Origin of the sequence: Desulfatibacillum aliphaticivorans DSM 15576 (genome assembly GCF_000429905.1) — a bacterium.
Lineage (GTDB): Bacteria > Desulfobacterota > Desulfobacteria > Desulfobacterales > Desulfatibacillaceae > Desulfatibacillum > Desulfatibacillum aliphaticivorans.
Genome location: NZ_AUCT01000002.1, coordinates 338,716 through 350,839, shown reverse-complemented (window position 1 = coordinate 350,839; position 12,124 = coordinate 338,716). Strand labels below are relative to the sequence as shown.

At 53.6% G+C, this 12,124-nt stretch carries 11 protein-coding genes; 8 read left to right on the top strand and 3 right to left on the bottom strand.

Translation table 11 applies throughout. The annotated features are described in order from the left end of the window. Positions 1-3: 3 nt before the first annotated feature. Together G491_RS0103690 and G491_RS0103685 are read right to left on the bottom strand one after the other, a co-directional pair. Positions 4-594, bottom strand: coding sequence for a hypothetical protein (locus G491_RS0103690; protein WP_028313616.1), 591 nt, complete (start codon positions 592-594; stop codon positions 4-6). A gap of 369 nt (positions 595-963) precedes the next feature. After that, on the bottom strand, positions 964-1,692 hold the full coding sequence (locus tag G491_RS0103685) for a GntR family transcriptional regulator (protein WP_028313615.1): 729 nt from the start codon (positions 1,690-1,692) through the stop codon (positions 964-966). A gap of 119 nt (positions 1,693-1,811) precedes the next feature. Here G491_RS0103685 and G491_RS0103680 point away from each other — a divergent pair, with 119 nt between their 5' ends. The 7 genes from G491_RS0103680 to G491_RS29325 all read left to right on the top strand — a co-directional run bounded on the left by G491_RS0103680 (position 1,812) and on the right by G491_RS29325 (position 9,157). Next, positions 1,812-2,867 (top strand): zinc-dependent dehydrogenase, encoded by a 1,056-nt coding sequence (locus G491_RS0103680; protein WP_051327016.1) that lies wholly within the window; start codon positions 1,812-1,814, stop codon positions 2,865-2,867. A 17-nt stretch (positions 2,868-2,884) separates the two neighbouring features. After that, positions 2,885-3,715, top strand: a complete 831-nt coding sequence (locus G491_RS33345) for an aminoglycoside phosphotransferase family protein (protein WP_028313613.1) — start codon at positions 2,885-2,887, stop codon at positions 3,713-3,715. Positions 3,716-3,746: 31 nt separating this feature from the next. Continuing rightward, positions 3,747-4,595 (top strand): class II fructose-bisphosphate aldolase, encoded by an 849-nt coding sequence (locus tag G491_RS0103670; protein ID WP_028313612.1) that lies wholly within the window; start codon positions 3,747-3,749, stop codon positions 4,593-4,595. Positions 4,596-4,637: 42 nt separating this feature from the next. Then, positions 4,638-5,288 carry an L-fuculose-phosphate aldolase gene (locus G491_RS0103665; RefSeq protein WP_028313611.1) on the top strand — a complete coding sequence of 217 codons (651 nt, stop codon included), beginning with the start codon at positions 4,638-4,640 and terminating at the stop codon, positions 5,286-5,288. A gap of 27 nt (positions 5,289-5,315) precedes the next feature. After that, a complete protein-coding gene (locus tag G491_RS0103660; RefSeq protein WP_028313610.1) occupies positions 5,316-6,893 on the top strand; it encodes a glycerol-3-phosphate dehydrogenase/oxidase in 1,578 nt (525 codons plus the stop codon). Between the two features lie 321 nt (positions 6,894-7,214). Next, positions 7,215-7,754: a hypothetical protein gene (locus G491_RS33340; RefSeq protein WP_051327015.1), complete on the top strand. Its 540-nt coding sequence runs from the start codon at positions 7,215-7,217 to the stop codon at positions 7,752-7,754. Then, the gene (locus tag G491_RS29325) at positions 7,742-9,157 is read left to right on the top strand and encodes an ImmA/IrrE family metallo-endopeptidase (protein WP_051327014.1); all 1,416 of its coding nucleotides are present in this window, start codon (positions 7,742-7,744) and stop codon (positions 9,155-9,157) included. The genes G491_RS33340 and G491_RS29325 overlap by 13 nt, the downstream gene beginning before the upstream one ends. Positions 9,158-9,217: 60 nt before the next feature. On the opposite strand, the gene G491_RS0103645 is transcribed toward G491_RS29325, so the two are convergent. Continuing rightward, the gene (locus tag G491_RS0103645) at positions 9,218-10,582 is read right to left on the bottom strand and encodes a B12-binding domain-containing radical SAM protein (RefSeq protein ID WP_248635309.1); all 1,365 of its coding nucleotides are present in this window, start codon (positions 10,580-10,582) and stop codon (positions 9,218-9,220) included. A gap of 151 nt (positions 10,583-10,733) precedes the next feature. Here G491_RS0103645 and asd point away from each other — a divergent pair, with 151 nt between their 5' ends. Beyond that, on the top strand, positions 10,734-11,855 hold the full coding sequence (gene asd / locus G491_RS0103640) for an aspartate-semialdehyde dehydrogenase (protein ID WP_028313608.1): 1,122 nt from the start codon (positions 10,734-10,736) through the stop codon (positions 11,853-11,855). Positions 11,856-12,124 lie beyond the last annotated feature (269 nt).

Sequence of the window (12,124 nt, the reverse complement as noted above, 5' to 3'; positions counted from 1 at the left end):
GGCTTATTTGGGCTCGTGGTCGGGAAAGTTTTTGTAAAAGGCCTGTTTGACGTCTTCCGGGACCCGGTTGGCCGGGCAGGACAAATGAAAGCACCGGTTGCACTGGGTCCTGACCAGAATCCAGGCGGCGGTAAAAAACGCCCATAAATTCCAAACCAGCATAAGCCATTGTTTTCCGATGACGAAAAACGGAACGAAATACAAAAACAGCACGGCGACGTAAATCAGCCATGCCGCCTGCTCCCAGGGGGCCATGGGCTTGGGATTGTACGCGGGAAGTTTGGGCAGCCCCCAATTGGCGTGGCAGCGAAGCGTTGCGCCGGGCTCTTTGTACGCCGGGCAATGGCGGCACAATAGCCATGCTTCGACATATCCGAAAAACACCACGCACAAGCCGGCCCACACAGCCAGACCCGACCAATGCCCGCCGGAAATCATGCCGGCAAAAAAGGGAATGGCCCATTGGACGAATAAGACGAAAAAATCCGCCAGGTCGGACAGGCTGGCGTAGCAAATAAGTTCGCCCTTGATTTCGCATTCCTGGCAGGACTCCCTGGCGCAGGCTGCGGCTTTTTGTTTCGGCGAATTATTCATGGCATCCTCTCTCGCTAAAAGCTAAAAAGGTAACTCGACTTTCTGTATAGCTGGCGGTTAAAAGTGTTGGATGAACCTGCGCGCGCACGGTTTTTTTGAAGAACGAAACTCGGGAAAGCATAATTCACGGGATTGCTACAAAAAGCATCATGCACAGAACCATCCAACCTACAAAACCTACTGAAATAAATCAAAATATCTCTGGGTAGAGAGTAGGTCGGATGGTTCTGCGATAGATTTTTCCCGCTTTATGTTTAGGCGCATAAACCATTGCTGCGCCGATTTGAATCCTATGCCCTTTTTCGCAGGTTCATCCGACAGCATTTTGCGTGTAATCCCGAAAGTTGAGGAGGTATTAAAAAAGGTCAATCAGGAAAAGATAATCTCCCTTTCCATGGCGTTGATGTTGGTCAGCAGCTCCAGCACGCCCAGGGGCTTGTGGTCCGGCAGGTAGGCGATGATGGTCCGGTGGAAAATGGGCGTGCCGTCAGGCAGTTGCAAATGCTCCGAGGCGTAATGGTCGCAAAACCAGGGCCGGGTGACCTGCCGAATCCGGGCCACGTCTACGTCCATGGCCGCGGACGCAAGGGGCGCTTTCCGCCATTGATCCAACGGGATCTGATTGTACCTCCATAATGGGACGAACATCCTCGCCAGGTCAATGCGGCTTTTATCCTGGCTGGAAATGAGCAAAAATTGTGTTTCGTATATTTTTCCGTCTTGTAACATCTCTTCCCGGGAGTCAAAATGGCCCATGACGCGGTTGGGGGGATCGACGAATCCGTCCGACAAAAATCGGATGGCGCCAAGCTCCAGCCGTTGCCTGAAATCATCCAAGGAGGAAGTGGGAACCCAAAGGGCTTTTTGCGGGCTTTCCCGGACCACCGTGCCGACGCGGGGCTTTTTTATGACCAGGGACTCCATCTCTAAAAGCTCCAGGGCCCGGCGTATCATGCCATGGCTTACGCCGGTCTGTTCCGCCAGTTCGTTAATGGTGGGAATTGGCGAGCCGGGCGGGCGGTCTCCGGAAATAATTTCCTGTTTTAACTGAAGATAGATTTGAAAATAGAGGGGAATGTTTCCCTTTTTAAAGGCCATAAAAGTTTCCTTTGCCGGAAGGTTTGATTTTTTTAATTGACAAACAACCTGGAATTTAGCAACTTCAATTTGATTTTGTCAATTTTATATCAAATTGAAGTTTTTAGAGGGGATTGTCAATGAAAAAAATGAAAGCAGCCTGCCTGACCAAAATACCAAAAGAAATTGAAGTCCGGGAAATCCCCGTCCCGGAAATCGGGGAAAATGAGTTTCTGGTCAAGATGCACGCCTGCTCCCTTTGCTATACGGACGTCAAGGCGTGCGTGCACGGCAAACATTTTTATATTGAGCTTTACGGCCTTCCCTGGACTCCGGGTCATGAAATGGCCGGGGAGATTGCGGTGGTGGGCGATCGAGTGACTGGCTACTCCGTGGGGCAGCGGGTGGCTGTGGCGCCTTTCAATCCTTGCCTGGAATGCCCGCCCTGCAAGCTGGGGGCTTACCGGTTTTGCCATAAGGCGCCGGGCAGTTTTGTACAGCCTGGCGGATTTGCGGAATATTTCAAGGTTCCCGGAGAGGGCGCCCATTTGCGGACGCTGGTCCTGCCCAACGCCGTCTCCTACGAAGAAGCTGCCCTGGTGGAGCCTGTGGCGTCCTGCCTGCACGCGGTTCGCAAAGCCGGAGTTCCTCAGGGATCCACGGCAGCCGTCATCGGCGCAGGCCCCATGGGCCTGATCTTGATGCAGCTTGCCAAAGCAGAGGGCGCGGTCAAGGTGTTCATGGTGGACGTGGACGACCAGCGGCTGGAGCAGGCTTTGGATTTCGGCGCGGACGAGGTGATCAACTCGGCCAAGGAAAACGCCAATCAGGCAATCCGGTTGAAGACCGGCTTTATGGGCGCCGACGTGGTTTTCGAAGCTGTGGGAAGCGCCCAGACCTATTTGCTTGCCCTGGAAATGGCCCGGGGCGGCGGCGCGGTGAGTTTGTTCGGCGGCATGCCCGGCGGGTCCACGGTGGAGATTCCGTCGGACCTTTTGCATTATCATGAATTGACCATCACGGGTACGTCATCGTTTTCTCCGGACGATTACAAAAACGCCCTGGAGTTGATCGAGGCGGGAAAAATCGACGTCAAACGCCTGATCTCCCACCGGTTTGACAGCCTGGACGGTGTGCTGGAAGCCGTCAATCTGAGTCTGGACAAGCAGGGATTGAAAAAAGTAGTGCTGCTTTAAAATTAGGGGGAGGAGTTATGAAATTTGAGGACTTGACGCCATTGGCCGTGGGACGGGTTTCCGACGTGTACGTGACGCAGGACAATCTTGTGTTTAAACTGCTGCACGATACCGTGCCGGATTGGAAGGTGGAGGAGGAGTTTGAACGCTGCCGGATTGTAGACAAGGCCGGCGTTCCTTCTCCCAAGGCTTTGGAAATGCTGGACATGAAAGGCCGCAAAGGCATTCTTTTCGAATGGGCGGGCAAACAGGATCTGTTGAAAGCCAAGTTGGGCAACCCTTTGAACCTGTGGTCCGGGGCGAAATTCATGGCTTCCGTGCATGCGGATTTTTTAAGCCGCGAGGCGCCCGATCTGCCGGATATCAAGGACGAAGCCTGGCGCATGGCGCACGCGGAGCTTCCCGAGGGGACCATCAAGCCGGAGCAATTCGACCTGCTCAGGCGCTACCTGGACGGCCTGCCTGACGGAAACGCAATTTGCCACATGGATTTTCACCCCTCCAATATCATGCTGACGGATGACGGAGGATACTCCGTCATCGATTGGGCCGAGGCGGTGAAAGGATGTCCCGAAGCGGACGCGGCCATGACTTCCTTTATGCTCGCCAATGCGGAAACCGCGCCGGGCAACAGCTTTGTGATGGAAATCATCATTTCCATATTCCGCAAGGGCTTTGAAAAGCAGTATCGAAAGCACATACAGTCCATGATGGGCTTTTCCGCAGACGGCTTTGAAAAATGGACCTTATTGCTGGGCGTCTTCCGCATGGCCATGTGGAAACTGGACAGCGAAAGGGAGTTCCTGGCCAATCTGATTCGGGAAAACCTGGAAAAGTTGGCCCAATAAGGAATCGAACAACGATTATTGAGAGACGCTCATGTTAGTTACCTTATCTGAAATATTGGCGCCTGCGCAAAAGCATAAATACGCAGTGATCGCTCCGGATTTTATAAGCATCGGCATGCTTAAGCATTATCTCCGAGCGGCGGAAAAATACGGCGCCCCGATTATCGCCAGTTATCCTCCCTTGCCCATTGACCGGTTCCGCCGTTTTGACCGGTGGATAGGCAAGATCAGGACTCTTTGCCAGGATTCCACGGTTCCGGTGTGCCTCCACCTGGATCACGGCAAGGACGTCCAAACCTGCTTACGGGCCGTCGCTGCCGGTTTTACCAGCGTGATGATTGACGCCAGCGCCTTTGAATTTGACCTGAATCGGAAAATGACTCGGCAGACGGCGCAGGCGGCCCGCCAGGCGGGAGTTTCCGTAGAGGCGGAAATCGGCCACGTGGGCGCCAATAAAAACAGCCTGGAAGGCAAGGCGGAGGAAAGCAACCTGACGGACCCCGATCAGGCCGCTTTTTTCGCCCGGGAAACCGGCGTGGACGCCCTGGCGGTGTCAATCGGCACGCTTCACGGGACCTACAAAGGAGAGCCTCGCATTGATTTTGACCGCCTGGCGGCCATCAACGAGGCCGTGGACGTTCCCTTGGTGCTCCATGGCGGATCGGGAACCGGCGAGGACAACCTCCGGCGATGCGTTGCCGGCGGAATTTGCAAGATCAACGTGTTTACGGAGCTCATCAAAGCCTATCTGGCGGCGACCAAAGCGGGTTTTAATCCCTTGGTAAAAGGAAACGCCGGATTTCATCAATACAATGCGGTGGACAAAATCCTGGAGTTTTATTTTACAATCTCCGGCAGCATGGGCGTTGCGTCCGCCTAATCAAATATTTCAGGGAGAGCAAAAACAAGCAAAGGAGCAGCCATGTTACTGGAAAAAGAACGAGAACAAGTGGTTGTATATTGTCAAAGGATGATCTCCACGGGGCTTACCGTGGGCACAAGCGGCAATATAAGCATTTATAACCGGGAGGAAGGCCTCATGGCCATCAGTCCCAGTTCCATGGATTACATGGTCATGGAGCCGGTGGACGTGGTGGTTCAGGATTTGGACGGAAATGTGCTGGACAGCCCACGACGCCCGTCCTCCGAGTCCGACCTGCATCTGATCTGTTACAAAAACAGGGAGGACATCAACGCGGTGGTGCACACCCATTCCCCCAACACAACCACCCTGGCGATTCTGGGCTGGGAGCTTCCGGCGGTCCATTACAACGTGGCGTACAGCGGCGGCTCCACCATTCCCGTGGCGCCGTATCGCCTGTTCGGGACTATGGAGCTTGCGGAAGTCGCGTTGAAAACCCTGAAAGGCCGTTACGGCTGCCTGCTGGCCAATCACGGCGCTCTGGCCGCCGGATCCGGCATCAGCCATGCATACGCCTTGGCCGAGCAAATGGAGTTTTGCGCGGAGATTTACCTGAAAGCCAAAGCCGTGGGCGAGCCCAATGTTTTGAGCGAAGAGCAGATAATTGAAGTTATCGGCAAGTTCATTGCCTATTCCAGTCAGGAAAAATAGCAGCACTGAAGTGCGGACGGACGAATCATGCAGTACAAAAGAGAAGACCTAGTTAAAAAAATCAGCGCGGAAGATTGGGACCTGATTATCATCGGCGGCGGCGTCACCGGCGCCGGCATCCTGCGGGAAGCGGTCCGGCGCAACCTGAAAACCCTGTTGGTGGAGCAGCGCGACTTTGCCTGGGGCACCTCCAGCCGATCCGGGCAGTTGGTGCACGGCGGCCTGCGGTATCTCCAGCAGGGGGATTTCATGCTCACCTATCAGTCGGTCCGCGAGCGGGAAATGCTTTTGCAGGAGCTTCCCGGCCTGGTCAAACCGTTCGGCATGATGATGGCCGTTTATAAAGGCTCCCTGCTGCAGCGTTTGATCGTCCATGCGGGCCTTTTGACCTACGACGTCATGAGCCGCAAATTTCGGAAGCACACCTATTCGGTCAAGGAAATGCTCAAGCGCTTTCCCGGCCTCAGAGAAAAAGGCCTGGAATGCGGCCTGTTGTTTTACGAATCCGTGACGGACGACGCAAGGCTGGTGCTTCGGGTTTTGCAGCAGGGGAGGGAAGAAGGAGGCGTCGCTCTTAATTATTGCAAGGTCACGGATTTATTAAAGGAAGAGGGCAGGGTGTGCGGCGTGGAACTGGAGGATACGGTCTCCGGCGGAAAAATGCAGGCCAAGGCCAAACAGGTGATCAACGCAACAGGCGCGTGGGCCGACGATTTTCGGAGCAAGGTGAGGAGGAAAAACTCCAAACACATCCGTCCCTTGCGGGGCAGCCACCTGGTTTTTTCCGCGGAAAGATTGCCCGTTTCCCAAAGCATTGTGATCACGCATCCGGTCAGCAAACGGCCGGGGTTCATCTTTCCCTGGGAAGGCCGGGTCATAACAGGCAACACGGACATCGACCATAGAAAAAAATTGAACGAAGAAGCCGCCGCAACATCCGGCGAGGTGGACTATTTGCTGGAAAGCGTTCGGCATTACTTCCCAAAACTGGACATAACCCGCAAAGATATTATAGCTACCTATTCGGGCGTCCGTCCCGTGGTGGGATCGGGCAAGAAAGACCCGTCCAAGGAATCCCGCGACCACGTGGTCTGGCAAGAGGACGGATTGCTGACCGTAACCGGCGGTAAGTTGACCACCTTTCGGCTGATCGCCCTGGACGCCTTGAAGGCGGCCCAGCCTGCCTTGGGAGATCTGCCGGACCTGGACAAAAAACAGCGCGTGTTTTCGCCCGTAAAACCCTTGTCCGCCGAAGCCGCAGGTCTGGACAGGGAGATCTTGACCCGCCTTCAGGGCAGGTACGGCGCCCGGGCGGAAGACTTGATCAAGGACGCCCAGCCCGGCGAGTTGGAGAAAATTCCGGGCACGGAAACCCTCTGGGCGGAGTTGCGTTGGGCCGCAAAAAATGAAATGGTAGTGCATTTGGAGGATTTGATGCGCAGACGCACCCGCATTGCGGTTTTGTTGAGGCAAGGCGGTGTAACGCATCTGCCCGGAATCAAGGAAATTTGCCAGCCGCTTCTTGGCTGGGATGACGAGAAATGGAGTCAGGAAGAGAAGCAGTATTTGCAATCGTGGCAAAAGTACAATGGGGTGAAATACTGAATCAACTTGGAACAGGAACTTGCCGCGCGAACTCGCCCCTTGGGGAGGGATGACGTTCTTATTGCAGAAAACTGATTCTTGCCTGATGAAATGACGCAGGGCCGTCCAGTCCGCCTTAGCTCCTTAAAATCCCAAAACAGGAGGGCGGGCGGTCCTGCGTAATCGCAATCCCAAAATCCGCTTTTTCAGCCAGTCGAACTCTCAGCTTGCACTACAAAAAAGAGCATACAGTTTTTGATTGATCTTTTTTCTCACAATAAGTACGCTTAGACAAAGCAAATGATATCAGTTGACTACCCCTTGAACGGAGGGTATCTTGGAATGGAGGAAAGGGTTTCCGGGTATTTCGAGGATCATCGTAGCGTTTATCCTGCAAGGAATCCTGATCTTAAAAGGCAACAGTACCCAGATGAAGTAACTCAAATTGGGGCCGAAGAAGGCCTTTTTGAAATTGAATTTCCTTGCCCGGAAAAGATAAAGTTCGGCGCTGCTCCGAAGTCAAGAGAAGATGAAGCAAAAGCAATGCAAACAAAATATTTGTGGGTGGTGGCTATGGAGAATGTCCCCGCCGCCCTTGAATATTGTGGTAATGGGCGGCATTTTGAACGAGGGCGACTATCACACACAAATCTCACAGGCGGAAAAGCAGCTCATACCGCAGGAGAATTATGGTTTTATGACGCCCGTACAGTGGTGATTAATGGAGGATCTTCTCGCTATAAACCTCGTAATTCAGAAGAGTTGGCGAGTGCTGCTCAAGCCTTTAGGGATGCTGGCTTTTCAGTTGCCAGCATGGGCTGGGATAATGAAACAGCAAGAGAGTTTCGTTTTTTAAGAGGTGAACCTGAATGGCTGGATTAGATAATCTTGAGCTTGCCCTTATTTTCGGTTTGGACAGCAAGGGTGAAACACCGGAGGAAAGAGCTCGTTCCTCCCAAAAACTTTTTGTCAGAAGCCAGGATCAAATTGCTGAATATAGCCCGGCCTCCACAGGCCGGCGCCTTTCAGCATGGGAAGCCTATAAGGCGTACGGGCTTCCTGTTTTACAGGAAATCGCCTCGTATGGAAGCGCTATCTTACCTGCTAATCCCGATGAGCCTGCTGCGACATTGGCTGATAGAAGAAAACAGATTGGCTATACGGAGTCCGAACTTGCCCAACGTGCTGGGCTAAGTATTTCAGATATCAAAAATGCGGAAGATCCCATGACCCGAAATCCAATCCGAGTTCTGGAGAAGATCGCCCAGGAACTGGCTCTGGATGGACATAAGATTTCCTTTGCACCAAAGGCTGGCGGAGATGACCGTTTAGGATACAGATTGCGAGATCTCAGGAATACCGGGGAACCTGCCTCAACAGAGTTGATATCCCGGTTATGTGAAGCTGCCTGGGTCATCATGAAGCAATATCAGTTGAGAGAATGGCTTTTTCCTCTCAAGGAATTTATTGGTTTTACTCCGTCTGCCAACTATGGAGCCCCCGGTTATCCGGCTTGGCGCCATGGATATTATTTGGCGCAGGAAACCCGAAAGACCTTGAGTATCCCTTTTAACCAACCTATCTCAAATTTGCGCACCCTGGTCGAGGATGAGTTAGGGATACCAGTGGTTCAGTTGCGGCTTCCGAAAGGGTTTGCCGGGGCCACGATTGCCAATGGAAATGACAGGGGCATAGCTCTTAATATCGTCGGGGAAAATAGGAGTGAATGGGTGCGCCGTATAACGCTCGCCCATGAATTGGGCCACCTGTTATGGGATCCAGATGAAAATCTGACAAGCCTGCAACTTGACAGGTATGACGATCTGGAAGAGGCTCCCTGGCAGCAAACGCAATATGTGGAGCAGAGGGCAAATGCCTTTGCTGTCGAGTTTATAGCCCCGCAAGAGGAGGCCTTAAAGATTTTTAAGGCCCACGAAAATTATAACGCTGGACTTCGCGCAGTTATGGAGACTTTCGGCCTAAGCTATACAAGCGCCAAATACCATATATGGAACGCATCTGACCGTTCTGTCGAGTTGGGTCAATTGACTGTAGACGACACAACGCCGACTGATGATTGGAAGGGCAGAGAATCGTTCTCCATTGACTATTTCAAGCCGGAGTCGACACCGGACAGCAGACGTGGAGAGCAATTTGCAGGTTTTGTGTTTCATGCAAATGCAAGTAATTTGATCTCACTGGAAACGGCAGCGGATTATCTTGGATGCACGATCGATGAATATGTTGCCAACCTTGATTTTTTACGGGAATTTTTTTCTTACTGATTATCCGTCGAAAAATGTCAATTCATTCTTTTAGGCAGGGTTCTTTATGCGTAGGTATTGTCAAACAACACACAGATTTTTCAGTTCCGACAAGAGCATCCACGAGAAAGGCTCTCTTTGGCAGGGAAACACGGCCCGGTTGGTGTAAAGGGGATCCGCCTCCAGATCGTACCGGGAAGACGCCTTGGCCTCTTCCCACAAGGCCGTATGGGGAATGGGCGTGTAATGGGTGAGCACTGGCCGGATTCCCGCCTCTTTGACGATGGAAATGGACTCTCTCACCGCGTCGTAATCCTGGTTGGGCAGGCCGATCAGCAAATAGGCCCCCACAACGCTGGCGTCAAACCCGGCTTCCTGCATGTTTTTCGCGCCGTCCAGGAACTCCTGTCGGGTAATTTTGGCGTCCATGCCGTTGCGTTTTGAGAAGACCGCCGTCTCCAACCCCAGGCGGATGGTTTTGAATCCCGCCTGGAACATGGTTTTGGTCGTCCGCGGGGTCAGGTTGCGGATGTGGACTGCGTTGGGCGTGTGAAAGCGCCAGTTCAGGCCTCGGGAGAGGATTTTATCCATCAAGGGCAAAAAATACTTTTCCGGCTGCACCAGCATAGCGTCGTCGTAAAACACGTAATCCCGAAGGCCGTAGCGTTCGTGCCAATAAAGCATTTCCGCAAACACAGCGTCAGGATTTCTCCGTAAAAATTCCGGGTTCAAGAACCCCGAGGCGCAATAATGGCAGCGAAAGGGGCATCCTCGCGAGGTCAACACGGGCGCAAACACGGGAGTCCCCTCCAGATCCAAAGCGGGGTAGGGGAACTCGTCCAAAGCGCCGGACCTGACAGGGTTTTCGGCGCTCCAGCCTGTACGGCGATTGGCCAAATCCACAATGCGTTCGTCAGCCAGGCCCGTAAAAACCTCGTCCGCCCCCGAAAAATTTCGTGCGTGGTCCGTCCATAAAGTCGGGTAGGTTCCGCCTAAAACCAAAGGGACGTCCGGCCAGATTTCCTTGGCAAGAGCGATGGCCTCAAACACTCCCGGATACCAATAGGCCATGAGGGAGGTGACCAGGATCAAATCCGGCTTGTCCATGCCCGACAAATCCCTGCGCACCTGTTCCGGCTCCAGGCCGTAGCGGGAAAAGCGCCGTTTGACGTCCCCGAGGATTTTCGGCGTGGGCAGGGCTTGCTTGAGGTACGGGCCGGCGCCGTAGCGGTTTTTTTTCAGATGGGATGTATCCGGCCTGCCCAGGCAGTCGTAATAGGATACGGCAAAGCCGGCTTTTCGCAATATGGCCAGGATGTAATACAGCCCCAGGGGCCTGGCCCACACGTCGTAGGCTGCAAAGTCGTGAATCCAGGGGTTTAGGCCCAGTATGCGGGGCGGGGATGCGTTCATGGTCTTGGCGTTATGGGGTTCATCTTGAGGCATGGGAGTGCATAGCATACAAGTCAGGGCGTAGGGAAAACAAATTTTGAGCTTAACCGGATATTAATTTGACTAAATTGAAAATTTCTTTATCATTAAAGGTTAATCGCCGCGTGCGGCTTTAATATATACTTAAACGAAAGGATTTGGAATCATGGCAAAAGTGGCTTTTGTAGGTTGGAGAGGAATGGTTGGCTCGGTGTTGATGGACCGTATGAGGGCTGAGGGCGATTTCAAGACTACCGGTCTTGATCCCCTCTTCTTCACCACCTCCCAGACCGGACAAAAGGCCCCGGATGTTGGACTGGGCGAGTCCCTGCTCCAGGACGCCATGGACGCGGACAAACTCCTGCCCATGGATATCATCGTCACATGCCAGGGCAGCGGATATACCAAGGAAATGCATCCCAAGCTGAGGAGCATGGGTTGGGACGGATACTGGATCGACGCGGCCTCGGCCATGCGTATGGACGACGACTCAGTCATCGTTCTGGATCCGGTGAACAGGCCGGTCATTGACAAGGCTCTGGCTTCGGGTGTGAAAAAGTACATCGGCGGCAACTGCACGGTCAGCCTCATGCTCATGGCTTTGGGCGGACTCTTCGAGAATGGCCTGGTGGAATGGATGACCTCCATGACCTATCAGGCGGCCTCGGGCGCCGGAGCCAAAAACATGCGGGAGCTCATCGCCCAGATGGCTTCCATTTCCGGCGCCAGCAAGGCGCTGTTGGACGATCCCGCTTCGGCCATCCAGGATCTGGACAGGACCGTCCTGGAAACCATGCGCTCCGGGGATTTTCCCACGGACAATTTCGGCGTGCCTCTGGCCGGCAGCGTCATCCCCTGGATCGACTCGGAACTGCCCAGCGGCCAAAGCCGGGAAGAGTGGAAGGGCCTTGTGGAAACCAACAAAATCCTGGGAACCGAAAAGCAGATTCCCATTGACGGCCTGTGCGTCCGCATCGGCTCCATGCGCTGCCACAGCCAGGCTTTGACCATCAAGCTCACCAAGGACGTTCCCGTGGATGAGATTGAGGACATGCTGGCCAAGGCCAACGACTGGGTCAGGGTCATCCCCAATAACAAGGCGGATTCCATGAAGCTCCTGAGCCCCACGGCGGTCACCGGCGGCCTGGAAGTGCCGGTGGGCAGAATCCATAAGCTGAACATGGGGCCTGAATATCTTGGGGCCTTCACCGTGGGCGACCAGCTTTTATGGGGCGCTGCCGAGCCTCTGCGCAGGATTTTGCAAATCATCCTGGATTTCATGGGATAGGTCGAAACAAGGCTTATTTTAAGGAAATGGTATGAGTTAGAACGATAAGGCCGAGGCGGGGAGATCCTGCTTCGGCCTTTTTAACGGGAAAAAAGGCCGTCCTCAAACCTGATTTTCGGGCGGAGGCGCGGTTTCGCAAGGCGTTTCCCCCAAAAATCCTTGAAAAGGCCTTGTATTTAACCATTCGTAAGGGTATACCGATTACCCTTGGGAAAGAATCGGACCGGCGATCCGTTTTTTTTCCCGCGGCGAGGGGAACGCCGCAAAAT

Bases quoted from the DNA above. Each gene is read 5' to 3' on its own strand.
- G491_RS0103690 (WP_028313616.1), bottom strand. From the start codon at position 594: ATGAATAATTCGCCGAAACAAAAAGCCGCAGCCTGCGCCAGGGAGTCC.
- G491_RS0103685 (WP_028313615.1), bottom strand. From the start codon at position 1,692: ATGGCCTTTAAAAAGGGAAACATTCCCCTCTATTTTCAAATCTATCTT.
- G491_RS0103680 (WP_051327016.1), top strand. From the start codon at position 1,812: ATGAAAAAAATGAAAGCAGCCTGCCTGACCAAAATACCAAAAGAAATT.
- G491_RS33345 (WP_028313613.1), top strand. From the start codon at position 2,885: ATGAAATTTGAGGACTTGACGCCATTGGCCGTGGGACGGGTTTCCGAC.
- G491_RS0103670 (WP_028313612.1), top strand. From the start codon at position 3,747: ATGTTAGTTACCTTATCTGAAATATTGGCGCCTGCGCAAAAGCATAAA.
- G491_RS0103665 (WP_028313611.1), top strand. From the start codon at position 4,638: ATGTTACTGGAAAAAGAACGAGAACAAGTGGTTGTATATTGTCAAAGG.
- G491_RS0103660 (WP_028313610.1), top strand. From the start codon at position 5,316: ATGCAGTACAAAAGAGAAGACCTAGTTAAAAAAATCAGCGCGGAAGAT.
- G491_RS33340 (WP_051327015.1), top strand. From the start codon at position 7,215: ATGGAGGAAAGGGTTTCCGGGTATTTCGAGGATCATCGTAGCGTTTAT.
- G491_RS29325 (WP_051327014.1), top strand. From the start codon at position 7,742: ATGGCTGGATTAGATAATCTTGAGCTTGCCCTTATTTTCGGTTTGGAC.
- G491_RS0103645 (WP_248635309.1), bottom strand. From the start codon at position 10,582: ATGCCTCAAGATGAACCCCATAACGCCAAGACCATGAACGCATCCCCG.
- asd (WP_028313608.1), top strand. From the start codon at position 10,734: ATGGCAAAAGTGGCTTTTGTAGGTTGGAGAGGAATGGTTGGCTCGGTG.